Genomic DNA, 26088 nt, shown 5'->3' with positions numbered 1-26088 from the left:
GGCCCCCGAGCCTGCACCTTCCTAGAGTGGATCCATGCCCGAAAACCACAGCAACCCCCTCGACGACCCGACCGCGAACCCGTTCGAGGTGGCCGCGCAGGCCGCCGCCGACATCGCGCGCCTGACCGGCGTCGAGAACCACGACATCGCCCTCACGCTCGGCAGCGGCTGGGGCAAGGCCGCCGACATCATCGGCGAGACCGTCGCGACCATCCCCGCCACCGAGGTGACCGGGTTCTCGAAGCCCGCGCTGGAGGGCCACGTCGGCACGCTCCGCAGCATCCGCACCCCCGGTGGGAAGAACGTGCTCGTGATCGGCGCCCGCACCCACTACTACGAGGACCACGGCGTGCGCCGCGTCGTGCACAGCGTCCGCACCGCCGCCGCCACGGGGGCGAAGATCATGGTGCTCACCAACGGCGCCGGCGGCATCCGCGAGACCTGGAAGCCGGGCCAGCCGGTGCTGATCAGCGACCACATCAACCTCACGGCCGATTCGCCGCTCGAAGGGGCGACGTTCATCGATCTCACCGACCTCTATGCGAAGCGCCTGCGCGACATCGCGCGCACGATCGATCCGAGCCTCGACGAGGGCGTGTACACGCAGTTCCGCGGTCCGCACTACGAGACCCCTGCCGAGGTGCAGATGGCGAAGGTGATCGGCGGCCACATCGTCGGCATGTCGACCGCCCTCGAGGCCATCGCGGCGCGCGAGGCCGGCATGGAGATCCTCGGCTTCTCGCTCATCACGAACCTCGCCGCCGGCATCCAGCAGACCCCCCTCAGCCACGCCGAGGTCATCGAGGCGGGACGCGAGGCGGAGCCGGTGATCTCCGCCCTCCTCGCCAGGGTGGTCGAGGCCCTGTGAGCGACGAGCGGCTCGCAGAGGCGCGCGCCTGGCTGCGGCAGGACCCCGACCACGAGACCCGGGATGAGCTCGCGGGCCTGATCACCCGGGCAGGCGGGGGCGACCCCGCCGCGATCGCCGACCTCGACGACCGGTTCCGCACGCGACTCGCGTTCGGCACCGCCGGTCTGCGCGGTGAGCTCGGCGCCGGCAGCAACCGGATGAACCGCGTGCTCGTCGCACAGGCGGCCGCCGGTTTCGCCGCCTATCTCCGCGAGAAGGCGGGAGGCGGCACGCCGACCGTCGTGATCGGCTACGACGGTCGTCGCAACTCGCGGGTCTTCGCCACCGACTCCGCCGAGCTGTTCGCCGGGGCAGGGCTCCGGGCGATCCTGCTCCCGCGGCTGCTGCCGACGCCCGTGCTCGCCTTCGCCGTGCGCCAGCTCGGCGCAGACGCCGGCGTGATGGTGACCGCGAGCCACAACCCGCCGAACGACAACGGCTACAAGGTGTACCTCGGCGGGGCGGACCAGGGATCGCAGATCGTGGCGCCGGCGGATGCCGAGATCGCCGCGCACATCCAGCGGATCGCGGATGCCGCCGATGCGGCAGCCCTCCCCCGCTCCACCGCCTACGAGACGGCCGGCGAGGACATCGTCGAGGCCTACATCGCGGCGACCGCGGCCGTGGCCCCGGCCCCCGAGGGCGCGTCGGACCTCCGCTGGGTGTACACGGCGATGCACGGGGTCGGGTGGGAGACGCTGTCGCGTATCCTCCGAGCGGCCGGCTACCCGCAGCCCTCGGTCGTGGATGAGCAGCTGGCGCCCGATGCCACGTTCCGCACGGTCTCGTTCCCGAACCCGGAGGAGCCGGGGGCGATGGATCTCTCATTCGCGACGGCGCGGCGGGCCAAGGCCGACTTCATCCTGGCGAACGACCCGGATGCCGACCGCCTGGCCCTCGCGATCCCCGACGAGGCGGCAGCCGACGGCTGGCGTCGCCTGACGGGCAACGAGGTCGGCCTCCTGCTCGGCGCCAGGGCCGCCCGGGCAGCCGCCGGCACACCCGGCGCATCGCTCGCCTGCTCCCTGGTCTCCTCACCCGGCCTCGCCGCGGTCGCCGCGCACCACGGCCTGGACTTCCACGAGACGCTGACCGGCTTCAAGTGGATCTCGCGGGCACCCGGCATCGTGTTCGGATTCGAGGAGGCCCTCGGGTACCTCGTGAACCCGGAGACCGTCCGCGACAAGGACGGCATCTCGGCAGCGATCGCCATCCTCGGACTCGCCGCCGAGGCCCACGGACGCGGTGCCACCCTCGCCGACCTGCTCCGCGAGCTGGGCGACACCTACGGCCACTTCGCCAGCGGGCAGGTCTCGGTGCGCGTCGAGGATCTCGCCGTAATCGGCAACGTGATGCTCGCCCTGCGCACCCTGCCGCCGACGCAGATCGCCGGGCGCTCGATCGTCTCGGCCGAGGATCTGCTGCAGGGCCGCGACGGCCAGCCGTCGGGCGATGTGCTCCGGTACCGTCTCACCGACGGGTCGCGGGTCATCGTGCGTCCGAGCGGCACCGAGCCCAAGCTCAAGATCTACATCGATGCGCGCGCCGACTCCGCCGAGGGCGCTGCCGAGGCCGTGACCGAGATCGAGGCGGGCGTGCGCGCGCTGCTCGACGAGCGCTCCTGACCATGCCGACCCGGCGGATCATCGTCAGCACCCACAACGGCGTGCACGCGCGTCCGGTCGCCGAGCTCGTGCGCCTCGCGCAGTCGCACGGCTCGACGATCACGCTGCGCACCGCCGACGGCTCGATCGTGGACCTGAGCAGCGTGCTCGCGGTGATGGACCTCGCGATCGGCCCCGGCGACGCGGTGGTGCTGGAGACGGCGGATTCGGCGTCCGCCGACGCGGTGCTGGATCAGCTCGCGGAGGTGCTGGCCCCGCGCTCCTGATCGCCGCGCTCAGCCGTCGATGACGGCGACGAGCTCGTCGAGGAACGCCTCGAACGTCGTCCCGCGCCGCACGATGCGCTGCACGCTCTCACGTTCGCTGAACACCTCGACGAGCTGCTCGAAGACGGTCTGGAACGCCGCGCGGTCGCTCTCACTGAACGCTGCGAGAGCGACCACCTGCACGCGACCGCCGCCCCACGCGGCCGAGCCGTCGGTGACCCCGATCGCGATGGCCGTGCGAGTCGCCGTCATCTGCAGGGCGTGCGGCACCGCCAGTGCATCCGTGAAGGCGGTCGAGGACATCCGCTCACGGGCGATCGTGTTCTCGACGTAGTCCTCGCCGATCAGGCCCGCCGTGACGAGCAGGCCGCCGAGCCGCCGGATGATCGCCTCCTCGCCCTCGTCGGGGAGGGGGAAGACGTAGGCGTCCGCGTCGAAGTAACGGGCGAGCTCGCCGCGGAGCCGCGTGAGGCGGCGACCGCGGCGGAGACGGGCGGCCGCCTGCTGGATGCGGTCGACGTCGGCGTCGGTGAGGAACGGCTGGATGCGCACGAAGCGGTCACCCGCCGATCCCGGCTCGATCGTGCTGAGCACCAGATCGGTGTCGAACGACGCCCAGTCGGGATCGACGTTGGTGACGACGCTGGTGACCTCGATGGCCGACCCGAGCGACCGGTCGACGCTGGAGCGCAGCAGCTCGTGCAGCTCGTAGTAGCCGGGGCAGACGATCGTCGCGGTCAGGATCGACTCCGCCTTCCTGCTGCGCTCGAGGCGGCCACCCACGTGCATGGCGATGTACGCGATCTCGTCGTCGTGGATCGGAGTGCCGACCCGATCGTGCAGCCCGCTCGCGATCGAGACGGCGACCTCGAAGATCATCGGGTACGACGTCTTGAGCGAGCGCGTGAGCGGGTTGCGCGTCAGCGCGCTCTCCTCGGCGCGACGCAGCAGGTTCTGCACGTGCAGCGCGAGGCGCAGGACGAAGGTCTCGTCGACGAGGTCGACCTGGTAGTCCTCGGCGGCCCGGGTGATCTCGGCCCGCACGGCGGCCTCCACCGCGGGATCCACGCCGCTGCGCGCGACATCGCGGGCGGCATCCTCGCCGGGGGCGACGATGCGCGTGAGTACCAGCGAGGCGAGGTGGCCGCTGTCGCCCTCGCCGAGTGCGACATCGAAGTGCTCGGACGCCAGACGGGCGATGACGGCTCCCACCCGGGGGATCTCCTCCCTGGCGCCCGCAGGCGAGGAGTCGAGCGCGTGACCCGCCGCCACGCGTTCGGCGGCGATCGCGATGTGCAGCAGCACGTCGGCGATCGCCAGCTCGTTCACGTAGTAGCCGAGCTCGCCCAGCTCGCGCACCAGCGCGGTCTTGAACGGCCCGACGGCGTGCGCGGCGACGGCGCTGCCGGAGAGCGCGCGGCGGAAGGTCTCCGGGTGGAACGACGCGTCGTCCATCTCGTCGTGCGCCAGCCTGCTGAGCAGCCGTCGCTGCGCGGCCTCGTTCCCCCGCAGCCGCACTGTCTCACGGTCGCGCTCCAGTGCGAGCTCCGTGCCGTCGAGCAGCCCACGCACGCGCACGAGATCCGCCTCCAGGGTGGCCTCGCTGACGTGCAGCTCGTCGGCCGTGTCGAACACGTCGATGCCGGAGGGCAGATCCAGCAGAGTCCGCACGAGCGCATGCAGCCGGTCGCGCGGTGCCGACTCCCCCGTCTGCCGCATCCGGATGGCGCCGCGGGCGCCGGGGCCCGCGCGATATCCCGCCGGCCCCGATTCGATGACGCCGGCTCCCGGCGTGCGGGCGTTCAGCGCGGCGACATAGGAGCGGATGCTGCGCGGTGTGACGCCGAGAACGTCGGCGAGACTCGCCGCGGTCGCCCACCCCTCCTGCCGGAGCAGGGTGGAGAGGAGCTGGTCCTGACGCTGGCGCGACATGATCCCTCCGACTTCCCCACGTGCTGACTGCACTGTCCTGGCGTGACCTCCATGATGTCAGCTACCGGAGACCCGCGCGCGGAAGCCGCTGTTCCGCGGGGGCGGAAAGGAACGTGTTGGCGCGACCGGGGCCCGCGTTCACAGACTGTTCTCAGGAAGGTGGCATCGATGAAGATCCTCGTGGTGTGCGGCGCCGGCGCGTCGAGCACGTTCGTCGCTCAGCGACTCCGTCGGGCGGCGACCAACGCCGGACTCGACTGGGACGCGTCAGCCGGGATGGAGCACTCCGTCGCCGCCAGCGACCACGACCTCATCCTGGTGGGGCCGCATCTGGCCGATCGCCTCGACGCCATCCGCGATCACGCGCATTCGCCCGTGGTCGTCCTTCCCGACGACGTGTTCGCCGACCGCGACGGGTCATCCACCCTCGCGCTCGTCCGCGACTTCCTCACCGAGCTCAGGAACTCCCCGAAAGGAACATCATGACCGCCACACGCACCGTTCGGATCGGCTCCTCCCACGGCCTGCACGCCCGTCCTGCGAAGCTCTTCGCCCAGGCGGCGAAGGAGTCCGGCCTGGCCGTCACCATCGCCAAGGACTCCGGCAAGCCGGTGAACGCCGCCAGCATCCTGGGCGTCATCTCCCTCGCCGTCGAGTACGGCGACTACGTGACCCTGACCGCAGACGGAGACGGCGCAGAGGGCGTGCTCGACACCCTCACCGAGCTGCTCACGACCGACCACGACCAGGACGCCGCCGGATGAGCGAGCTGCGCGGCGTGGGGATCGGCCTCGGTGTCGCCCAGGGCCCCGTCGTCCGGATGACCGAGGCCCTGCCCGCGCCCGACGACACCCCGAGCAGCATCGGCGCCGAGGCGGAGCGCGCCAGGGTCCGCGACGCCATCTCGATCGTCGCCCAGGAGCTGACCGCGCGCGGCGAGACCGCGGGCGGCTCGGCGCAGGAGGTGCTCGAGGCGCAGGCCATGATCGCGGAGGACCCGACACTGCAGGACGAGGTCGACGGACGGATCGACGCGGGATCGACCGCCGAGCGGGCCGTGCACGACGCCTTCGCCGGCTTCCGCGCGACGCTCGAGGCCGTCGGGGGCTACCTCGGCGAGCGCGCCGCCGACCTCGACGACATCGCCCAGCGGGTGCTCGCCCGGCTGCGCGGCGTCGACGCCCCCGGCGTCCCCGACCCCGGGCATCCGTTCGTCCTCGTCGCGCGCGACCTCGCTCCGGCAGACACCGCGCTGCTCGACCTGGACAAGGTGCTCGCGCTGATCACCGTCGACGGCGGGCCGACCTCGCACACGGCGATCCTCGCCCGCGAGAAGGGCATCGTCGCGATCGTCGGCGTCGCCGACGGTTTCTCGCTGGCGAACGGCGACACGGTGATCGTGGACGCGGCCGCCGGCGTCGTGACGGTCGACCCGACGGCGGACGAGAAGGATCGCGCCGCACAGCGCGCCGCTGCCCGCCGGTCGGCCGACAGCGCTCCTCTGACACCCGGCGCCCTCGCCGACGGCACGCCGATCGCGCTGCTGGCGAACCTGGGGAAACCCGCGGACGCGGCCGATGCGGTCGAACGGGGGGCCGAGGGCGTCGGGCTCTTCCGCACCGAGTTCCTGTTCCTGTCGTCATCGCAGGCGCCGACGATCGCACAGCAGCGCGAGTCGTATCGCGAGCTGCTCGAGGCATTCCCCGGCAAGAAGGTCGTCGTGCGGATGCTCGACGCCGGAGCCGACAAGCCGCTCGCGTTCCTCAACGACGCGCACGAGGAGAATCCCGCACTGGGACTCCGCGGCATCCGGGCCCTGCGCGCCAGCGAGGACATCCTCCGCGAGCAGCTGACCGCTCTCGCCGAGGCGGATGCCGAGACCGATGCCGACCTGTGGGTCATGGCGCCGATGGTGGCGACCGTCGAGGAGACCGTGTACTTCACGGCGCTCGCCCGCGACTACGGGCTGAAGACCGCCGGTGTCATGGTCGAGGTCCCGGCGAGCGCCCTGCTGGCGGATCGTGTGCTGGCGCACGCCGACTTCGCCTCGATCGGCACCAACGACCTCACGCAGTACACGATGGCCGCCGACCGGATGCTCGGCTCGGTGGCCGGGCTGCAGGATCCCTGGCACCCCGCCGTGCTCCGTCTGGTGCGCGAGGTCGGGGATGCCGGATCGCGACTCGGCAAGCCGGTCGGGATCTGCGGCGAGGCCGCTGCTGATCCGCTCCTCGCCGTCGTCCTCGTCGGCCTCGGCGCGACGAGCCTGTCGATGGCTCCCTCCGCCCTGGCCGACGTCAGGCACACCCTTTCCGAACGCACCCTCGACGAGGCCCGCAGCCTCGCACAGGTCGCGCTGGCGGCGGACGACGCCGCCGGTGCCCGCAAGGCCGTGGCCGACGCCACAGCCGCCCTCTCCCCTCACCAGAAAGAGACGACATCATGACGACGACGTCACCCGCCGCCCAGAGAACGGGCGGCCTCCGAACAGGCGTGCAGCGCTTCGGCACGTTCCTGTCCGGAATGATCATGCCCAACATCGCGGCCTTCATCGCGTGGGGCTTCATCACCATGCTGTTCATCCCGGCCGGATTCTTCGGCGCGGACAGCCCCTTCGGCTGGCACTGGGCCCCGGTCGCCGAGATCATCGGCGGCGGAGGCGACTCCGCCACCATCGGCTGGCAGGGCGCGATGACGGCGCTGGCCGAAGGCGAAGGCGGGAACTTCTTCGCGTACGTCGGTCTCGTCGGGCCGATGGTGACCTACCTGCTCCCGCTGCTCATCGCCAACACCGCCGGCCGCATGGTCTACGGCGAGCGCGGCGGTGTCGTCGCGACGATCGCCACGATGGGTGTCATCGTCGGCACCAACATCCCGATGTTCCTCGGGGCCATGATCATGGGGCCGCTCGCCGCATGGATCACGAAGCAGATGGACCGGCTGTGGGACGGCAGGATCCGCCCCGGCTTCGAGATGCTCGTCAACAACTTCTCGGCCGGCATCCTCGGCATGATCCTCGCGATCGTCGGCTTCTTCGCCTTCGGCCCCGTCATGCTGGGCATCAGCGCCGTCCTCGGCGCAGCGGTCGACTGGCTGGTGTCGCTGAACCTCCTGCCGCTGGTGTCGATCATCGTCGAGCCGGCGAAGGTGCTGTTCCTGAACAACGCCATCAACCACGGAGTGTTCACGCCGCTCGGCATCGAGCAGGCCGCCGAGACCGGCAAGTCGATCCTCTTCCTCATCGAGGCGAACCCCGGCCCCGGCCTCGGGCTGCTGCTCGCGTTCACCTTCTTCGGCGTCGGCGCGGCCAAGGCCTCGGCTCCGGGTGCGGCGATCATCCAGTTCTTCGGCGGCATCCACGAGATCTACTTCCCGTACGCGCTGAGCAAGCCCACCACGATCCTCGCTCTGATCGCCGGTGGTGCAGCGGGCGTCACGACGAACATGGTGCTCGGCGGCGGCCTCGGCTTCCCGGCAGCTCCGGGCAGCATCATCGCCGTGACGGCGGCCGCCGTCGGCGGCGGCGTCGGCAACCTCCTCGTCGTGTACCTCTCGGTGGTCATCGCCGCCGTGGTCACCTTCCTGATCACGGGCGTCATCCTGCGGGCCTCGCGCAAGCGCGACCTCGCCGCCGAGGGCGACAGCTTCGGCGCCGCGATCGCACAGACCGAGGCCAACAAGGGCAAGTCGTCCGCAGCCATGGACGCCCTGCGCGCCTCCTCGGGTGCTGCGGCCGCCGGCGCGGCGGGCGGCGTCGCGACGGATCGCCGCATCGAGAGCGTCGTGTTCGCGTGCGACGCCGGGATGGGATCGTCTGCCATGGGCGCGAGCGTGCTGCGCAACAAGTTCAAGAAGGCGGGAGTCGAGGGCGTCACGGTCACGAACCAGGCCATCGCGAACCTCGACGGCACGGCCGACCTCGTGATCACCCAGCAGCAGCTGACGGATCGCGCGAAGGCCCAGTCGCCGAACTCGATCCACGTCTCCGTCGACAACTTCATGAACTCCCCGAAGTACGAAGAGGTCGTCGAGATGGTCCGCGACCAGCGAGAGGAAACACCATGAGCGTTCTGACCATCGGCCAGGTCCGCATCCACTCGGGCAGCAGCACGCAGGAGGCCGCCCTTCAGGAGGCCACCGACATCCTCGTGTCCGCCGGCGCCGTCACACCCGCGTACGTCGACGCGATGCGTCAGCGCGAGGAGACGGTCTCGACCTACATGGGCAACGGTCTCGCGATCCCGCACGGCACGAACGAGACCAAGGACGCGATCCTCGGCTCCGCCCTCTCGGTGGTCCGCTACGACGGCGGCGTCGACTGGGCGGGCGAGCAGGCGACGTTCGTGATCGGCATCGCCGGTCGCGGTGACGAGCACCTGGAGATCCTGTCGCAGATCGCGATCCTCTTCTCCGACGAGGACGACGTCGAGAAGCTCAACGCGGCGCAGACACCGGACGAGCTGTTCGCGCTGCTCTCCGCGGTCAACGAGTGATGGGTGGTGGACGAGGGATGAAGGCCGTCCACTTCGGCGCCGGCAACATCGGGCGCGGCTTCGTGGGCCTGCTGCTGCACGAGGGCGGGTACGAGGTCGTGTTCTCCGATGTCGCCGACGCCCTCGTGGACGCCATCAACGCGGTCGACGAGTACACCGTGCACGAGGCGGGACCCGGGGGCGTCGACCACGTCGTCACCGGGTTCCGCGCGGTCAACAGTCGCACCGACCCGGAGGCCCTCACCCGCGAGATCGCGACGGCGGATGTCGTCACGACCGCGGTCGGTCCCACCGTGCTGCGCTTCGTCGCACCGGCGATCGTCGCGGGTCTCGCGCAGCGCTCCCCCGACGCCGCACCTCTGCAGGTGATGGCGTGCGAGAACGCGATCGGCGCGACGGACCTGCTCCGTTCGGAGATCCAGGCGGCCGCCGGGGCGGATGCCGGAGACCTGCTGTCGCGCGCGGTGTTCGCGAACACCGCGGTCGACCGCATCGTGCCGGCCCAGCCCGCCGACGGAGGGGTGGACGTCACGGTCGAGCCGTACTTCGAGTGGGCGATCGAAGCCGGCCCGTTCGGCGACGACCTCCCGAGCATCCCGGGAGCGCACTTCGTCGAGGACCTCGCCCCGTTCATCGAGCGCAAGCTCTTCACGGTGAACACGGGACACGCGGCCACCGCCTACTTCGGCGCCCGCGCCGGAGTCGAGCGCATCTCGGACGCCTTGGCCGACCCCGACATCGCCGCGCGCGTGTCGGCGGCACTCGAGGAGACGTCCGCGGTGCTGGTGGCCGAACACGGGCTGGATCCCGCCGACCTCGCGTCGTATCGCGCGACGATCCTCGAGCGGTTCCGCAACCCGGCGCTGATCGACACGGTGCAGCGCGTCGGACGTCAGCCGCTGCGCAAGATCTCGCGGCACGAGCGGTTCATCGGCCCCGCGGCCATGGCCGCCGAGCGCGGCCTGCCCGCCGATGCCCTGGTCGCGGCCGTCGCCGCGGCGCTCGAGTTCGACGACGCCGACGACGAGCAGTCGGTCGAGCTCCAGCGGCTGCTGCGCTCGGAGGACGCGAGGGCGCTGACCGCCCTCGTCACCGGACTCGATCCGGAGCATCCGCTGTTCGCCGCTGTCCGCGAGGCCGTCGAGGAGCGGCAGCAGACGCTCCGCGAGGCCTGATCCCGCGCCGTGCCGGAGCGCCCTCGCCCACCCGATACGATCGGGAGCGGGGGCGCTTTCGCGAGCGCCCCTTTCGAGCACCGCCTTTTCGAGCATCGCCTTTTCGCGCACAGTGACGTGCAGGGAGCAGCATGAACAGATACGCCGTGATCGGCGCGGGCCCGTCGGGGCTGGCCACGGCCCGCGCGCTGCAGAAGCGCGGCATCGCGGTGGACGGGTACGAGGCCTCCCACGGCGTCGGCGGCCTCTGGGACATCGCCAATCCGCGCAGCACGATGTACGAGTCGGCGCACCTGATCTCGTCGCGCACGACGACGGAGTTCACGGAGTTCCCGATGCGCTCCACGGTCGACTATCCGGGCCACCGGGTGATGCGGGAGTACTTCCGGGACTACGCGGACCACTTCGGTCTCGCCGAGCTCTTCCGGTTCGACACGAGGGTCACGCGTCTCGAACCGCGAGACGGCGGATGGGATCTCACGAGCGACGGCTCCGAGGGCACGCAGACGCGATGGTACGCCGGTGTCGTGCTCGCGAACGGGACGCTCGCGGAGCCGAACATCCCGACCTTCCCCGGCAGCTTCTCCGGCGAGGTGCTGCACACCAGCGCCTACAAGACGGCCGAGCAGCTCTCGGGCAAGAGGGTGCTCCTGATCGGTGCGGGCAACTCCGGCTGCGACATCGCGGTGGATGCCGTGCACCACGCGGCTTCCGTCGACATGAGCGTGCGGCGCGGGTACTACTTCGTGCCCCGCTACCTGTTCGGCAGGCCGAGCGACACGCTCAACCAGGGGCGCCCGCTGCCCGCGAGGATCAAGCAGGCGGTCGACAGCCGGGTGCTGCGGGCCTTCACGGGCGATCCCGTGCGCTTCGGCTTCCCGAAGCCCCGGTACCGCATCTACGAGTCCCATCCCATCGTGAACACCATGATCCTCAACCACCTCGGCCAGGGAGACCTGCGCATCCGCGCCGACGTCGAACGCTTCGACGGCAGCACCGTGCGCTTCCGCGACGGCAGCGCAGACGACTACGACCTCGTGCTCCTGGCCACCGGATACACCCTCGACTATCCCTTCGTCGACCGGGAGCACCTTCACTGGCAGGGCGCCTCGCCGCGCCTGTTCCTCAACCTCTTCCCCGCGTCGTTCAACGGGCTGTACGTCATGGGCATGATCGAGGCCTCCGGCATCGGCTGGCAGGGCCGCGCCGAGCAGGCCGACCTCCTCGCCGCCTATCTCGACGCCGTCGAGCACGATGCGTCGCGCGCTGCCCGATTCCGCGACCGCGTCACGGCCGCGCCCTGGCCGGACCTGACCGGCGGATACCACTACCTCGGGCTGGACCGGATGGCGTACTACGTGAACAAGGACGCCTACCGCGGCGCCGTCCGCCGCGAGAAGAGCGCGCTGGAGGCGTCGGCATGAACGTCGACGACGTCGTCCTCTCGTTCACGCCCGGCACGCTGACGATCCTGAACGTGGTGCTGGGCCTGATCATGTTCGGGATCGCCCTCGACACGGCCCCGAGCGACTTCCGTGTCGTGGCGAAGCATCCGAAGCCCTTCGTCATCGCCCTCCTCGCCCAGCTGCTCCTGCTGCCGATCGCGACGTTCCTGCTGACGCTGGTGCTCCCTGTCCCGCCGTCGATGGCGCTCGGCATGCTGCTGGTCGCCTGCTGTCCGCCCGGCAACATCTCCCAGGTGCTCACACACCGGGCCGGCGGGAATGTCGCGCTCTCGGTGTCGCTGACCGCGGTCGGCAATCTCCTCTACATCGTCGCCATGCCGCTGAGCATCACGTTCTGGGGCTCGCTGCATCCCACCGCCCGCACGCTGCTCCGCGAGGTCGCTCTCGACCCGTGGCGGATGCTGCTGGAGATCCTGCTCATCGTCGGACTGCCCTTCGCGCTCGGCCTCCTGCTGCGGGCGAAGACACCCGGATTCGCCGCCCGCGTGCAGCCGTTCGTGAAGTGGTTCAGCCTCATCGCCCTGCTCGGCTTCATCATCGCCGCGCTCGTCGGCAACTGGGCGGTCTTCGTGCAGGTCCTCGGCGTGATCCTGATCGTCGTCACGGTGCACGACGCCGTGGCGCTGGCTCTCGGCTACGGAACCGCGGTCGTCGGCGGCCTCGGCACCCGCGAGCGCAAGGCGATGACCTTCGAGGTCGGCATCCGCAACGCCGGCCTCGGTCTCGGCCTGGTCTTCCTGTTCTTCGACGGCCTCGGCGGCATGGCGATCGTCGCCGGGTGGTGGGGCATCTGGGACATCATCGCGGGCCTGATCCTGGCAGGGCTCTGGGCGCGGCACACGAAGAGACGCACGGGCTCGGCGAGCGGCGATGCCAGCGGGCGCACGGTGACCGAGGCGTCGCCGTGACGCGGGTGCTCATCACCGGGGGCGGCGGGTTCCTCGGCTCGCACGTCGCGCAGGCGCTGGCAGCCCGAGACGACGTCGAGCTCGTGGTCTCCGCGGATGTGCGCACCGGCACCGCACGGCCCGGGATCCTCGACGTCGTGCTCGACGTGCAGGACGCGGCAGTGATCGCTCCCCTCCTTCGCGAACACCGCATCGACACCGTCGTGCACCTCGCTGCGATCGTCAATCCGGGGCGCGACGTCGATCGGGAGTACCGGGTCGACGTCGACGGGTCGGCGAACGTGCTCGCGGCGTGCGTCGCGACGGGGGTGCGCCGGATCGTGGTGTCCAGCTCCGGCGCCGCCTACGGCTACCACGCCGACAATCCGGAATGGATCGACGAGGACCAGCCGCTCCGCGGCAACGACGCCTTCCCGTACTCACGGCACAAGCGCCTCGTCGAGGAGATGCTCGCCGAGCACCGCGCGACGCATCCGGACCTGGAGCAGGTGGTGTTCCGCATCGGCACGATCCTAGGGCCTTCGGTCCGGAATCAGATCACCGCGCTCTGGGACGGCCGCCGGATCCTCCGCATCGCCGGCTCCGACTCCCCCTTCGTCTTCGTGTGGGTGGACGATGTCGCCGCCGCAATGGTGCGGGCGGCGACCGACGGTCCGGCCGGAGTCTTCAACGTCGCGGGAGACGGCCGGATGACGGTGCCCGAGATCGCGGAGCGGCTGGGCAGACGCCAGCTCGTGCTCCCCGCCTGGGCGCTCGCCGCCGCGCTGCGGATCGGACGGATGCTGCGCCTCACGGAGCACGGACCGGAGAAGGTGCCCTTCCTGCGCTATCGACCGGTCCTGGCGAACACGCGGCTCAAGGAGGAGTTCGGCTTCGTCCCGACGCGCACCACGCGCGAGGCGTTCGAGGAGTACCTCGCCACCCACCCGTCGGTCGGCGCCGCTCAGGGAAGGGGCCGGGCGACGGAGTAGCGTTGACGTGTGCAGAGGAAACGGGGTCGTCGCGTCCTGAAGCGGGTGCTCGGGAGTCTCGCGATCCTGCTGCTCCTCGGCGTCGGCGGGATCGTCGCCTGGAGTCAGATCGGCGTCATGCCCGCCGAGCCGGCTCCCCTGGCCGGCGTCCGCGAGAACGCCGCCATCACCGTGGAGGATGCCGAGCAGGGGATCGTCCTCGCTCCGGCCGACGGCGAGTCCGAGCTCGGGCTGGTGTTCGTCCCCGGCGCCAAGGTCGACCCCTGGGCGTACGCCGCGATCCTGCAGGGGCTCGCCGAGGAGGGCGTGACGGTCGTGATCACGCGTCCCTGGCTGAACCTCGCCTTCTTCGATCCGCGCGGACTCGGCTCCTTCACGTCGGCTGCGCCCGATGTCGAGGTCTGGGGCGTCGGCGGTCACTCGCTCGGCGGCGTGCGCGCCTGTCAGCTCGCGGCCGATGCGGATGCCCTCATCCTCTTCGGGTCCTACTGCGCGACGGACCTCTCGGCGAGCGGCCTGCCTGTGCTCAGTCTCGCCGGCAGCGATGACGGGCTCTCCACTCCGGAGAAGATCGATGCCGCGCGAGATCAGCTCCCCGCCGATGCGGAGATGGTCGAGATCGAGGGCGCAGCCCACGCCTCCTTCGGCGACTACGGCCCGCAGGCGGGCGACGGCACCCCCACGATCTCGACGGAGGACATGCACGCCGAGGTCACGGAGCGAGCAGGCGCCTTCCTCGAGGCTCTCCCCCGCTGAGCCGCGCCGTGCTCCTGAACTGAGCGCTGCTCACCGCGGCAGCGGCAGCACGGCATCCAGCAGCGGATGCAGGTGCCGCGTGCGCAGCACGGCGGACGCCGACGTCGCACCCGCGGCGAGCGCGTCACCGACAGCTGCCCCCGACAGCCGGGCGTCGAGCACACCGGCGAGGAACGCGTCCCCCGCGCCGTTCGTGTCGGTGACGTCGACCGGCACCGCCGCCACCCGATGCTCCGCACCGTCCTCGTCGATCGCCACCGCTCCCTCCGCCCCGAGGGTGCAGACGGCGAGGCGTGCTCCGCCCCCGATGCATCCGCGGAGGAAGGCCACCGGGTCGTCGAGGCGATCGGCGTTGCAGAAGACGGCATCCGCCACCGCAAGGAACGGCCGGTGGAAATCGGACTCCCCGTCGTAGTCGTGCACGTCGACCCAGATCGGCGTTCCGACCTCACGCGCGAGCGGCAGCAGCCGCTCGGACTCGGCTCCGAGGTCCAGCACGACCGCGTCGGCCGCCGCCATCGCCGCCCGCAGGGACTCATCCTGCTCGCCCCCTGTCGGTCGCGGTGCGGCGAGGTACAGCGAGACCCGCTCGCCGCGGCGGGTCATCAGGTTGAGGTGCCGCTCCGTCAGGCCCTCCGCCCACCGCGCGTGCACGCCGGCCGCGCGCAGCGCGTCGCGGAGCCTGGCACCGTGCTCATCGTCACCCGCCTGCGCGCACAGCGTCGTCGCGCGCCCGAGCGCCGTGAGGCTGAGAGCCTTCCCTGCACTCGTCCCGCCGACCGTCTCCCACGTGTCCTCGGCGAACTGCATGTGCGGGACAGGCTCGGGGAGCCGGTCGAGGACGACGATGGTGTTCCACGAGGCAGGGCCGACGATGAGGACGGAAGCAGGCATGCGACCATCCTGCCCGCTCGTCGGGTCTCAGCCGATGCGCTTGATCAGCGCGTCCAGCCCCATCCCGTAGTCGATGCGCACGACGGGGAGAGCGAGCTTGTCGGTGCCGATCACGACATAGCCGGGCTCGATCGTGCGCGCCATCTCGTAGCCCGCCTGCAGCACACCCTGCTTGGCTGTGTCGTTGTAGTGTCCGAAGGGGTACGCGATGACCTCGCGCACGCCGAGGATGTCACCCGACATGTTGAGGTCGGCGGCGACCTCGTCCGGCGTCCAGTTGACGATGCGTCCCTGGCCGTTGGCTCCGGCCTGGTGCATGTCGTGCGTGTGCGAACGGCGCAGGACGTAGATGGACGGGGGCGGGTCGGAGCGGTACGCCGTGACCATGAACGAGGTCGTGAGCAGCTCGTACTTCTCCACGAGCGGCGCCGCGAGGTCGAACCAGGTCTGATCGGCATCGTCATCCGTGATGATCACCGAACGCGGGGGCAGGAACAGCCGCCCGTCGATGAACGCGCTCAGCTCGTCCCACGTCGGCAGATAGAAGCCGGTGGTGGCGATGTGGTTCATCTGCGCGTCGAAGTCGCCGATGTAGGCGTAGTTGCCGCGCAGCCAGCCGGACTCGCCGTCGGGGTTCGTCGTGAACTGGTGGTACATCAGGATCGGGACCTGCGTGTTCGCCGCGACGTTCTCCTCCGGCGTCTTCCAGGCTCCGTGGAGCTCGATCTGCTGGTCGGTGCACGTCACCGGATCGGCGCCGTTGATACGGGCCTCCGGGCTGAACGCCGCAGCATCGTCCGCGGTCGCATACCAGCCGGCGAACACGCGCCCGTCCGCCGCAGGGATCGGCAGCGACTGATAGAGGCCGTTCTGCCACTGCAGCATCGGGTCCTGCACGACGCCGTCACCGGCGAACGACACCGCGCAGGCCAGCGGATTGTCGGCGTCGGCGAGCAGCTGCTCGGCCGGTGAGAGGGGTTCCGGCTCGGATTCCGGTGTCGGGAGCGGCTTCTCCGTCTCGGTCGCCGCCGGCTTCTGGCCGTTCGGCGTGCCGTTCGTCCAGACGAATGCGGCGACCGCACCCCCGCCCAGGAGGACGACGGCGGCGCTCACGATCACGGCGAGAACGCTCACCCGGCGTCGACTCTTCTGGGACATGTCAGTCGTTGAATCCTTCGGCGATCATCTCGACGAGCTCTTCGCGCTCCTCGACCGGGAGGAAGGCGGCCGCGGCCGCATTGAACTGGAACGTCTCGAGGTCGTCGAGGTCGTACTCGAAGGCCTCGACGAGCAGGGCGAGCTCGCGCGTGAGCGAGGTGGCGCTCATCGTGCGGTTGTCCACGTTGACCGTCACCGCGAAGCCGAGCTGATACAGCAAATCGAACGGGTGGTCGGCCATCGTCGTGCCCCACGCGGCGATCGCGCCGGTCTGCAGGTTCGACGACGGGGAGAGTTCCAGCGGGATCTCGCGATCGCGCACCCAGCGGGCCAGTTCTCCGAACTGCACCTGCACCTCGTCACCCTCCTGGGTCACGACCTGGAGATCCTCCGCGATGCGCACGCCGTGGCCGAGACGCAGCGCACGGCCGTCGAGCAGCGCCGAACGGATCGACGCGGGACCTGCGGCTTCGCCGGCGTGCACGGTCACGGGGAAGAAGTTCTCGGCGAGGTAGTCGAACGCCTTGCGGTGGTTCGAGGGCGGGAAGCCGTCCTCGGGCCCGGCGATGTCGAAGCCCACGGCACCACGACCGCGGAAATCGACCGCGAGCTCGGCGATCTCGAGCGCCCGATCCGTATGGCGCATCGCCGTGATCAGCTGGCCGACGCGGATGCTCCGCCCGTCGCGGTCCGCCGCGTCCTCGCCCTCCTCGATGCCCTGCTGAACGGCCTCGACGGTCTGTTCGAGCGTGAGTCCGCGCGTGAGATGCTGCTCCGGAGCCCAGCGCACCTCGCCGTAGATCACGCCGTCCGCTGCCAGGTCCTGGACGAACTCTCGCGCGACACGCGTGAGTCCCTCCTGGGTCTGCATCACGGCGGTCGTCAGGTCGAAGGTCTTCAGGTACTCGACGAGCGAGCCGGAGTCGCTCTGCTTCGCGAACCAGCGGCCGAGAGCGGCGGGATCGGACTCCGGCACGTCGAGACCGATCTCGTCCGCCAGCTCGATGATCGTGGCCGGACGCAGGGCGCCGTCGAGGTGGTCGTGCAGCGAGACCTTGGGCAGGCCGCGGAGGGAGATCCCCTGGATGGTGACGTCGCCGTTCGCATCGATCGACATGGTGATCCTCTCGGTGGCGGAAATGCTCAGTTCAGGTTAGCGGTCCCGTCAGGCCGTGATGCGCTCGCGCACGATGGGACCGGCGGCCGGAGCCTTGTCCCCGAGCGCCCACGAGCCCTCGAGCGCCTCGAGCGCACGCGGGAACCGCGCCGCATCGGCTGCGGACAGCGTGAACAGCGGCTGTCCGGCGTCGACACGATCGCCCGGCTTGGCGTGCAGATCGATGCCGGCCTCGAAGACCACGGGATCCTCGGCCCTGGCGCGGCCCGCGCCGAGTCGCCAGGCCGCGATGCCGAACGGCAGCGCGTCCATGCGGGTGACGACGCCGTCGGTCGGAGCCGTCACGACATGCGTCTCGCGAGCGGTCGGCAGCTCGGCATCCGGATCGCCGCCCTGGGCGCGGATCATCGCCTTCCAGCTGTCCATCGCGCGGCCGTCGTCGAGGGCGGCCTCCACGTCGGCATCCGGCTTCCCCGCGAGGGCGAGCATCTCCTGCGCGAGCGCGATCGTCAGCTCCCGCACGTCGGAGGGGCCGCCGCCGGCGAGGATCTCCACGGATTCGCGGACCTCGTTGGCGTTGCCGATCGCGAAGCCCAGCGGGACGTTCATGTCGGTGAGCAGCGCGGTCGTCGCGACACCGGAGTCGGTGCCGAGCGCGACCATCGTGCGGGCGAGCTCACGGGCGCGGTCGATGTCCTGCATGAAGGCGCCGGAGCCGAACTTGACGTCGAGGACGAGCGCATCCGTGCCCTCCGCGATCTTCTTCGACATGATGCTCGATGCGATCAGCGGGATCGCCTCGACCGTGCCGGTCACGTCGCGCAGTGCGTAGAGCTTCTTGTCGGCGGGAGCGAGTCCTGAGCCCGCCGCGCAGATGACGGCCCCGACGTCGCCCTGCATCTGCGCGAACATCTCCTCATTGCTGAGCGCGGCGCGCCAGCCGGGGATGGATTCGAGCTTGTCGAGCGTGCCGCCCGTGTGGCCGAGGCCACGTCCACTGAGTTGCGGCACGGCCACGCCGAACGAGGCGACCAGCGGAGCAAGGGGAAGCGTGATCTTGTCTCCGACGCCACCCGTGGAGTGCTTGTCGACGGTCTTCTTGCCGAGCGCGGCGAAGCTCATCCGCTCCCCCGACGCGATCATCGCGTCCGTCAGGACGCGGATCTCGTCGCGCTCCATGCCGCGCTGGAAGATCGCCATCGCGAACGACGCCATCTGCGCATCCGAGACGTAGCCGCGGGTGTAGGCGTCGACCATCCACCGCAGCGCCTTCTCCGGCACGGCGCCGCCGTCTCGCTTGGCGCGGATGACATCCACCGCGTCGAAAGGCTCGATGCTCATCGGGCGTCCTCCAGGTCTCGGGGGCCGAACGCATCCGGCAGCACCTCGTCGATCGTGCGGATGCCGGAGACGGTCTCCAGCAGCATCCCGGGCATGGCGTGCTCGAAGAGCAGCTGGCGGCAGCGACCGCAGGGCATGATCGTCTGCCCGTCGTTGTTGACGCAGACGAAGGCGACCAGCTGACCGCCGCCGGACATGTGCAGGTCGCCGACGAGCGCGCACTCGGCGCACAGCGTCACGCCGTAGGAGGCGTTCTCGACGTTGCAGCCGGCGACGATCCGTCCGTCGCCGACGAGCGCCGCGGCACCGACGCGATACCGCGAGTACGGCGCGTAGGCCTTCGTCATGGCATCGGTCGCGACCTGACGGAGCTCGTCCCAGTCGATGTCAGTCATTGTGGAGCTTCCTTCTTCCGGACTCGGCTAGGACTTGATGTACGGCTTGCCGTCTGCCGCGGGCGCCTTGATCTGTCCGGCGAATCCGGCGACCGCCAGCAGCGTCACCAGATACGGCAGCATCAGCATGAACTCGCCGGGGATCGGCGTCTTCAGGATCGAGAGCAGGTTCTGCAGGTTCGTCGCGAAGCCGAAGAGCAGCGCGGCGAGCGTCGCACGGATCGGGTCCCACCGGCCGAAGATCACGGCGGCGAGGGCGATGAAGCCGAGGCCCGCCGTCATGTCCTTGCCGAACTGCGGCACCGAGACGAGCGTGAAGTACGCACCGCCCATGCCGGCGATTGCGCCGGCCAGGAGCACGTTCCAGAACCGGGTCGGGTTGACCTTGATGCCCACGGTGTCGGCGGCCTGCGGGTGCTCGCCCACGGCGCGGAGACGCAGACCCCACCGGGTCCGGTACAGGCCCCAGGCCACCACGGCGACGGTGAGGAACATCAGGTAGCCGATGAACGTCTGATTGAAGAGCACCGGGCCGATGATCGGGATGTCGCTCAGCACGGGGATCTCGATGCGCGGGAAGCGCACCGGGGTGTTCAGCGTCGCCTCGTTCGGTGCGAGAAGTGCGCCGTAGAGGAAGCCGGTGAGACCGGTGACGAGCACATTGAGCACGACACCGACGATGACCTGCTCGACGAGGTACTTGATCGCGAACGCGGCGAGCACGCTGGCCACGAGGACGCCGCCGATCATCGCTCCGACCAGTCCGACGAACGGGTTGCCGGTGATGCTGGAGAGCAGCGCGGCGGAGAAGGCGCCGAGCAGCAGCTGCCCTTCGATCGCGACGTTCACGACGCCGGCGCGTTCGCCGATGACACCGCCCAGGGCACCGAACACCAGCGGCACCGAGAGCGACACGGCACCGAACAGCAGGCTCGTGACGGGGACGAGTCCCCCGGCGGATGCCCAGACGAGGAACGCGAAGACGGCGAGCGTGCTGAAGGCCACGACCAGCCACAGCGACGGCTTGCGATACGTCCAGGCACGCAGGAACGCTCCGACCGTCAGGACGACGAGGATGCCGAACACGACCCAGAAGGTCGAGGCCGTCGGCAGGGCGACGTCGGGCAGCGCGAGCGCCGACGACTGGTCGGAGAGGCGGAAGGTGCTGGTGCCGTCGCGCGGCACGAACACGAACAGGAGCGCGAGGAGCGCAGCGGCGACAGCCAGCACGATCGGCGCCTTGAGGTGCCGCTGCTTCACGGTCGCGAGCTGCACCGTGCCGTCGGCTGCCTCGGTCTGCACGAGGGACATCATGCCGCCACCGCCTTCTTCGCGGCCTTGGCTCGGAGCCTGGCCGCCTTCTCGATGTCGGTCTTGGGCAGGAAGAACACCGCGCGCAGCAGCGGCGGTGCGGCGATGAAGAGCACGACCAGGGACTGCACGACCAGGACGATGTCGACCGGGATGTCCTGGGCCTGCATCGAGAACGACCCCGCCTTGAGAGCGCCGAACAGGATGCCGGCGGCGAAGGTGCCCCAGGCGCGGCTGCGTCCGAGGAGCGCGACGGTGATCGCATCGAATCCGATGCCGGCGTCGATCGTCTCGGTGACGCCGGTCGTGACGGCTCCCTGGATCTGGTTCATGCCCGCGAGACCCGCGAGGCCTCCGGCGAACAGCATCGCGTAGACGTAGACCCGCTGCACGCTGATGCCCGCGGCGCGCGCCGCGTGCGGGTTCTCGCCGACGGCGCGCATCCGCATGCCGAGCGACGACCGCTCGATGAGCCACCAGACGAACAGCGTGGCCACGACCACGATCACGAATCCGAGATCGAGCAGGGGGAACTGCGGCCCGAGCAGCGTCGGGAACTGCGCGCTCTCCGGCGTGGCCGAACCCAGTGCCTGGTTCGTCCCCGGCTTCTGCAGCAGGCCCGGTGTACGGATCATCCAGAGCAGCAGGTAGTACGCGATGTAGTTGAGCATGATCGTGAGGATCACCTCGTGGGCACCGGTGCGCGCCTTGATGAGGCCGGCGATGGCACCCCAGAGCGCGCCGCCCGCGATACCGGCGATCAGCGTCACGGGGATGTGCAGCCAGAGCGGCAGGTCGAGCGAGAAGGTCAGCAGGGCGGCGACCGCGACACCGATGAGCATCTGGCCGCGTGCACCGATGTTGAACAGTCCCACCCGGAACGCGAGTGCGACGCCGAGGCCGGCAGCGATCAGGGGCGCGGCGAAACCGAGGGTGTTGGTGAGCGGACGGATCTGCGCCGCGAAATCGGCGCCACGGGCGTTGAAGATGGCACCGCGGAACAGCGCCTCGTACCCGTTGTAGACCGCGTTCCAGGCGGCGGCGAACGTGTCGCCGGGCTTCGCGAAGAAGTAGCCGGACGCCTCCTGCACGTCTTCGTTGGTGGAGGCGATCAGGATGCCGCCGACGATGAGCGCCAGGACGATCGCGAGGATCGTCGTGACGGCGCTGCCGCGCAGCATCTCCTTGAGGATGATGTTGCCGCGGGGCGGCGGCGGCACGTCGGCGGAGTCGCGGGGCACCGTGCCGGTCGGCGTGCCGAGCTGCTCCGGGGGGATGCCCTTGGTCACGTCTCCCGCGCCGGGCGTCGATCCGCTCACGCCGCCACCTCTCCTTCGGCCGCTCCGGCCATCATGAGTCCGAGTGTCTCTCTGGGCGTGTCGCCCGGCACGATGCCGACGATCGCTCCGCGGTACATGACCGCGATCCGGTCGGCGAGGGCGGCGACCTCGTCGAGCTCGGTGGAGACGACGATCACCGGGACGCCCGAGTCGCGCGTCTCGATGATCCGCTTGTGGATGAACTCGATCGAGCCGACGTCGACGCCGCGGGTCGGCTGGGCGGCGACCAGCAGCCGCAGCTCACGGCTCATCTCGCGCGCGATGACGACCTTCTGCTGGTTGCCGCCGGAGAGCGTGCCCGCCGGAGTGTCCGGCCCCTGCGTGCGGATGTCGTACTCGCGAATGCGCTCCTTGGCGAAGGCGTCGAGCACACCCCGCAGGATGGTTCCCCCGCGGCTGAAGGTGCGGTCGTCGGTGCGGTCGAGGATGAGGTTCTCCGCGACGGAGAAACCGGCGACCAATCCGTCTTCGGTCCGGTCCTCGGGGACGAAGCCCACGCCGGCATCGAGGATCGCGCGCACGCTCTTGCCGACGAGTTCGGTCCCGTCGAGCGTGATGCTCCCCTCCACGCGCGCGGCGAGGCCGACGATGGCCTCCACCAGCTCCGTCTGGCCGTTCCCCTGCACGCCGGCGATCGCGAGGACCTCACCGGGGCGCACCGCGAAGTCGATGCCGTCGACGACGATCGCACCGCCGGGTGTGAGCACCCGCAGCCCGGAGATCTCCAGCCCGCCGTCGCCGACACGGGGCGCGTCCTTGTGCACCGTGAGCTCGACGGCGCGTCCGACCATGAGCGAAGCGAGCTCGGCGTTCGTCGCCGAAGGCGATGCCTCGCCGACGACGCGTCCGAGACGGACGATCGTGATCTTGTCGGCGACTTCGCGCACCTCGCGCAGCTTGTGGGTGATGAAGACGATCGCCGTGCCCTCGTCGCGGAGCTGGCGCATGATGCCCATGAGCTCGTCCGTCTCCTGCGGGGTGAGCACGGCCGTCGGCTCGTCGAAGACGAGCACCTTGGCATCGCGGGAGAGCGCCTTGATGATCTCGACGCGCTGCTGGACGCCCACCGGGAGGTCGCCGACGAGCGCGTCGGGGTCGATGTCGAAGCCGAACCGCGCTGCCACGGATCGCACGTGCTCTCGCGCCTTCGCGATGTCGAGCGTGCCGAGGGCCTTGGTCTGCTCGTGGCCGAGCATCACGTTCTCGGCGACCGTGAAGACCGGGACGAGCATGAAGTGCTGGTGCACCATGCCGATCCCCGCCGCCATCGCGTCACCGGGGCCGCGGAAGCGCTGCACGACATCGTCGAGGAGGATCTCGCCCTCGTCGGCCTGATAGAGGCCGTAGAGGACGTTCATCAGCGTGGACTTGCCTGCGCCGTTCTCACCGAGCAGCGCGTGGATCTGCCCCGGTTCGACCACCAGATCGATGTGGTCGTTGGCGACGAGAGTACCGAATCGCTTGGTGATGCCGCGAAGTTCGAGCTTCATATCTGCACCTTATCCAGAAGAGTCGTCCAGAAGGATCTTCGTCCGATCACAGTGCGGGGCGAGTGGCATCCTGCACACCACTCGCCCCGCACTTGGACCGGCTGCGACTTACGGGGAGTTCTTCGACTCCACCGTGATGTCACCGGCGATGATCTGCTCCTGGAGCGCCGCGATCTCGTCGAGGAGCCCGTCCGGGAGCTCGGCCTCGAAGTCGCCGAAGCCGGAGAGCTTGACGCCCTCGTTCTCGAGCGTTCCGACGTACGGAGCCGGGTCGAAATCGCCCGCGGCTGCTGCGATGGTCGCGTCCTTCACGGCGACGTTGATCGCCTTCATGATCGAGAACATCGTGACGCCCGCGACGCTCGGGTCGGCAACCGCGAGGTCGCTGTCGACACCGATCATGAGCGTGTCCTTGCCGCTGTCGGCGATCGCCGCCGCAGCGCTCTGGTAGACCGGGCCACCGACGGGAAGAATGACGTCGACGCCCTGGTCGAGCACGCCCTGAGCGGTCTGCTTGGCGGTGTCGTTCGCGTCGAAGCCGCCCGTGAAGGAGCCTTCCTGCGTGGCGACGTCCCAGCCGAACACCTGGACGGCGGCCGACTTGTCCTCGTTGTACTTGTCGACGCCGAGCGAGAAGCCGTCCATGAACACGGCGACGGACGGGATCTGCATTCCGCCGAAGGTGCCGACCTTGTTCACGCCGCTCTGTGCGGACCAACCGGCCGCGGCGTAGCCGCCGAGGTAGGCGGCCTGAGCCGTGTCGAAGACGAGCGGCTTGATGTTCGGAGCATCGGTGGTGCCGTCGAAGTCGGTGTCGGCGTAGTCATCGATGATCGCGTAGTCGATCTCGGGGTTCGCGAGCGCCGACTCGACCGTCGCGGCGGCCAGCTTGAAGCCGACGGCGACGATCAGCGAGCAGCCTTCCGAGACCGCGGTCTCGAGGTTCGGCGCGTAGTCGTTGTCGTTCGCGGACTCGAACTCGAGCGGCTTGACGTCGAGCTCCTCCGCAGCGGCGTCCATGCCTTCCTTCGCCGACTGGTTGAACGACTTGTCGTTCCACCCGCCCGCGTCGGAGACGAGGCAGGGGAGGAAGTCGGAGTCCGCAGGGCCCTCCGAGCCGGCCTCGTCGGTCGGGGCCTGGCCGCAACCGGCGAGTGCGAAGATGACGCCCGCGGCGACTGTCGCGCCGAGCAGCTTCTTGGTGGTGGAGATGGTCAACTGATGCCTCCCTCAACGAAACCGCGGCCATCGCGGATCGATCAAAGTTACCTACTGTTTCACCTTTTGTGCACACTCGCCCCGCACGTGCTGGCGAAAGGTTACAAAGCTGAAACCAACCCAGCCGATGAGCATCCGGCGGCGCTCATCAGAGCACGTCGCCCTGCCCGTTCAGCTTGAGCGACTCCACGACGCCCTTCACCCGCTGCGCGTGCTGGACGGTCGTGACCAGCAGGGCATCGGGGGTGTCGACGACGACGATGTCCTGGACGCCGACCAGGCTGATCACCCGGGACGTCTGGCTGACGAGGATGCCGCTCGCGGCGTCCGAGAGCACCCGGGCGTTCGGCCCGAGGACGGCCAGATCGTTCTTCCGGCCATTCGTGATGAGCTTGGTGAGGGAGGCGAAGTCGCCGACGTCGTCCCAGTCGAAGTGTCCCGGCACGACCGCCAGGCGCCCGCGGCGGGCGGCAGGCTCCGCGACCGCGTAGTCGATCGCGATCTTCTTCAGGCGCGGCCAGATCCGGTCGACGGCGGGTCCGCGCCGGTCGCGGTCGTCCCAGGCCTCGGCGAGCTCGAGCAGTCCGGCGTGCAGCTCGGGCTCGTTGGCTGCGAGCTCCTCCAGCAGCACGCTGGCCTTGGCGATGAACATGCCGGCGTTCCAGAGATAGCCGCGATCGGCGAGATAGGCCTTCGCGGTCTCCAGGTCCGGCTTCTCGACGAAGCTCTCGACGAGAGCCGCCTCGCGGGCGCGCTCGACGACGAGCTCCGGCCCCTTCTTGATATAGCCGAATCCGATCGCCGGCTCGGTGGGCGCGATGCCGATCGTGCAGATGTACCCCTCGCGGGCGACCTCGACGGCGTCGCGGACGGCGAACTCGAACACGCGGGTGCCGCGGATCACGTGGTCGGCGCTGAACGAGCCGATGATCACATCGGGGTCGCGGCGGTGCAGGATCGCTGCGGCCAGCCCGATCGCGGCGGCGGATTCGCGCGGCTCCGACTCCAGGAAGACGTTGAGATCGGCGATGCCGGGCAGCTCCGCCTCGACTGCGGCACGATGCGCGCGGCCGGTGACGACCGCGATGCGGTCAGGGCCTGTGAGAGGGACCAGCCGATCCCAGGTGTCGCGCAGCAGAGAGTGCCCGGACCCGGTGAGGTCGTGGAGGAACTTGGGGGCGTCGGCGCGCGAGAGCGGCCACAGCCTGCTGCCGATGCCGCCGGCGGGGATCACCGCGTAGAAGTCCTGGATGGGCGAGGTCATCGTGTCAGCGTATCGGGGCCCGTCGTGTGGAACCCGGCAGCCTGCCCCGCTCCGATAT

Annotated in this window: 24 protein-coding genes; 13 read left to right on the top strand and 11 right to left on the bottom strand. The window is 70.0% G+C overall.

Annotated elements, in window-relative coordinates:
* Positions 1 to 34: 34 nt before the first annotated feature.
* The 3 genes from MRBLWH11_RS12120 to MRBLWH11_RS12110 are packed head-to-tail and all read left to right on the top strand — an operon-like array spanning position 35 to position 2801.
* Positions 35 to 868 carry a purine-nucleoside phosphorylase gene (locus MRBLWH11_RS12120; protein ID WP_116636386.1) on the top strand — a complete coding sequence of 278 codons (834 nt, stop codon included), beginning with the start codon at positions 35 to 37 and terminating at the stop codon, positions 866 to 868.
* Positions 865 to 2535 carry a phospho-sugar mutase gene (locus tag MRBLWH11_RS12115; protein WP_341945053.1) on the top strand — a complete coding sequence of 557 codons (1671 nt, stop codon included), beginning with the start codon at positions 865 to 867 and terminating at the stop codon, positions 2533 to 2535. Before MRBLWH11_RS12120 ends, MRBLWH11_RS12115 begins: the two co-directional genes overlap by 4 nt.
* 2 nt (positions 2536 to 2537) lie before the next feature.
* A complete protein-coding gene (locus tag MRBLWH11_RS12110) occupies positions 2538 to 2801 on the top strand; it encodes an HPr family phosphocarrier protein (protein ID WP_116636388.1) in 264 nt (87 codons plus the stop codon).
* 9 nt (positions 2802 to 2810) lie between these two features.
* Here MRBLWH11_RS12110 and MRBLWH11_RS12105 read toward each other — a convergent pair whose 3' ends face one another.
* Positions 2811 to 4733: a PRD domain-containing protein gene (locus MRBLWH11_RS12105; protein WP_341945052.1), complete on the bottom strand. Its 1923-nt coding sequence runs from the start codon at positions 4731 to 4733 to the stop codon at positions 2811 to 2813.
* Positions 4734 to 4901: 168 nt separating this feature from the next.
* Between MRBLWH11_RS12105 and MRBLWH11_RS12100 the strand changes: the two genes are divergently transcribed.
* From MRBLWH11_RS12100 to MRBLWH11_RS12055, 10 genes are all read left to right on the top strand, one after another.
* Positions 4902 to 5219, top strand: a complete 318-nt coding sequence (locus tag MRBLWH11_RS12100) for a hypothetical protein (protein WP_116636390.1) — start codon at positions 4902 to 4904, stop codon at positions 5217 to 5219.
* Positions 5216 to 5497: an HPr family phosphocarrier protein gene (locus MRBLWH11_RS12095; protein ID WP_116636391.1), complete on the top strand. Its 282-nt coding sequence runs from the start codon at positions 5216 to 5218 to the stop codon at positions 5495 to 5497. The genes MRBLWH11_RS12100 and MRBLWH11_RS12095 overlap by 4 nt, the downstream gene beginning before the upstream one ends.
* Positions 5494 to 7179 carry a phosphoenolpyruvate--protein phosphotransferase gene (gene ptsP, locus MRBLWH11_RS12090; RefSeq protein ID WP_341945051.1) on the top strand — a complete coding sequence of 562 codons (1686 nt, stop codon included), beginning with the start codon at positions 5494 to 5496 and terminating at the stop codon, positions 7177 to 7179. Before MRBLWH11_RS12095 ends, ptsP begins: the two co-directional genes overlap by 4 nt.
* On the top strand, positions 7176 to 8798 hold the full coding sequence (locus MRBLWH11_RS12085; protein ID WP_341945050.1) for a PTS mannitol transporter subunit IICB: 1623 nt from the start codon (positions 7176 to 7178) through the stop codon (positions 8796 to 8798). The genes ptsP and MRBLWH11_RS12085 overlap by 4 nt, the downstream gene beginning before the upstream one ends.
* Positions 8795 to 9226, top strand: coding sequence for a PTS sugar transporter subunit IIA (locus MRBLWH11_RS12080; protein ID WP_341945049.1), 432 nt, complete (start codon positions 8795 to 8797; stop codon positions 9224 to 9226). Before MRBLWH11_RS12085 ends, MRBLWH11_RS12080 begins: the two co-directional genes overlap by 4 nt.
* Positions 9227 to 9243: 17 nt before the next feature.
* Positions 9244 to 10401, top strand: a complete 1158-nt coding sequence (locus MRBLWH11_RS12075) for a mannitol-1-phosphate 5-dehydrogenase (protein WP_116636395.1) — start codon at positions 9244 to 9246, stop codon at positions 10399 to 10401.
* 131 nt (positions 10402 to 10532) lie between these two features.
* The gene (locus MRBLWH11_RS12070; protein ID WP_341945048.1) at positions 10533 to 11825 is read left to right on the top strand and encodes an NAD(P)/FAD-dependent oxidoreductase; all 1293 of its coding nucleotides are present in this window, start codon (positions 10533 to 10535) and stop codon (positions 11823 to 11825) included.
* Positions 11822 to 12775: a bile acid:sodium symporter family protein gene (locus tag MRBLWH11_RS12065; RefSeq protein ID WP_116636397.1), complete on the top strand. Its 954-nt coding sequence runs from the start codon at positions 11822 to 11824 to the stop codon at positions 12773 to 12775. The genes MRBLWH11_RS12070 and MRBLWH11_RS12065 overlap by 4 nt, the downstream gene beginning before the upstream one ends.
* A complete protein-coding gene (locus tag MRBLWH11_RS12060) occupies positions 12772 to 13746 on the top strand; it encodes an SDR family oxidoreductase (RefSeq protein ID WP_341945047.1) in 975 nt (324 codons plus the stop codon). The genes MRBLWH11_RS12065 and MRBLWH11_RS12060 overlap by 4 nt, the downstream gene beginning before the upstream one ends.
* A gap of 9 nt (positions 13747 to 13755) precedes the next feature.
* Positions 13756 to 14502, top strand: coding sequence for an alpha/beta hydrolase (locus tag MRBLWH11_RS12055; protein WP_341945046.1), 747 nt, complete (start codon positions 13756 to 13758; stop codon positions 14500 to 14502).
* Positions 14503 to 14532: 30 nt separating this feature from the next.
* Here the strand turns inward: MRBLWH11_RS12055 and MRBLWH11_RS12050 are convergent, their stop codons facing one another.
* The 10 genes from MRBLWH11_RS12050 to MRBLWH11_RS12005 form a co-directional block, all read right to left on the bottom strand.
* Positions 14533 to 15396: a carbohydrate kinase family protein gene (locus MRBLWH11_RS12050; protein WP_341945044.1), complete on the bottom strand. Its 864-nt coding sequence runs from the start codon at positions 15394 to 15396 to the stop codon at positions 14533 to 14535.
* A 27-nt stretch (positions 15397 to 15423) separates the two neighbouring features.
* Positions 15424 to 16554, bottom strand: a complete 1131-nt coding sequence (locus tag MRBLWH11_RS12045; protein ID WP_341945043.1) for a polysaccharide deacetylase family protein — start codon at positions 16552 to 16554, stop codon at positions 15424 to 15426.
* 1 nt (position 16555) lies between these two features.
* On the bottom strand, positions 16556 to 17671 hold the full coding sequence (locus tag MRBLWH11_RS12040) for an adenosine deaminase (protein WP_341945042.1): 1116 nt from the start codon (positions 17669 to 17671) through the stop codon (positions 16556 to 16558).
* A 48-nt stretch (positions 17672 to 17719) separates the two neighbouring features.
* The gene (locus MRBLWH11_RS12035; RefSeq protein ID WP_341945041.1) at positions 17720 to 19012 is read right to left on the bottom strand and encodes a thymidine phosphorylase; all 1293 of its coding nucleotides are present in this window, start codon (positions 19010 to 19012) and stop codon (positions 17720 to 17722) included.
* A complete protein-coding gene (locus MRBLWH11_RS12030) occupies positions 19009 to 19407 on the bottom strand; it encodes a cytidine deaminase (protein ID WP_046012982.1) in 399 nt (132 codons plus the stop codon). Before MRBLWH11_RS12030 ends, MRBLWH11_RS12035 begins: the two co-directional genes overlap by 4 nt.
* A gap of 27 nt (positions 19408 to 19434) precedes the next feature.
* Complete coding sequence (locus MRBLWH11_RS12025; protein ID WP_116636403.1) at positions 19435 to 20721, bottom strand: ABC transporter permease; 1287 nt, start codon at positions 20719 to 20721, stop codon at positions 19435 to 19437.
* Positions 20718 to 22037, bottom strand: a complete 1320-nt coding sequence (locus MRBLWH11_RS12020) for an ABC transporter permease (protein WP_116636404.1) — start codon at positions 22035 to 22037, stop codon at positions 20718 to 20720. The genes MRBLWH11_RS12025 and MRBLWH11_RS12020 overlap by 4 nt, the downstream gene beginning before the upstream one ends.
* Positions 22034 to 23548, bottom strand: coding sequence for an ABC transporter ATP-binding protein (locus MRBLWH11_RS12015; protein WP_341945040.1), 1515 nt, complete (start codon positions 23546 to 23548; stop codon positions 22034 to 22036). The genes MRBLWH11_RS12020 and MRBLWH11_RS12015 overlap by 4 nt, the downstream gene beginning before the upstream one ends.
* A gap of 108 nt (positions 23549 to 23656) precedes the next feature.
* Positions 23657 to 24766, bottom strand: a complete 1110-nt coding sequence (locus MRBLWH11_RS12010; protein ID WP_341945038.1) for a BMP family ABC transporter substrate-binding protein — start codon at positions 24764 to 24766, stop codon at positions 23657 to 23659.
* 148 nt (positions 24767 to 24914) lie between these two features.
* Positions 24915 to 26030 carry a mannose-1-phosphate guanylyltransferase gene (locus MRBLWH11_RS12005; RefSeq protein WP_116636407.1) on the bottom strand — a complete coding sequence of 372 codons (1116 nt, stop codon included), beginning with the start codon at positions 26028 to 26030 and terminating at the stop codon, positions 24915 to 24917.
* Positions 26031 to 26088 lie beyond the last annotated feature (58 nt).

The organism is Microbacterium sp. LWH11-1.2, assembly GCF_038397745.1.
Taxonomy (GTDB): domain Bacteria; phylum Actinomycetota; class Actinomycetes; order Actinomycetales; family Microbacteriaceae; genus Microbacterium.
Note: the sequence above shows the minus strand (reverse complement) of the source record. Positions and strands in the feature narration are given on the sequence as shown.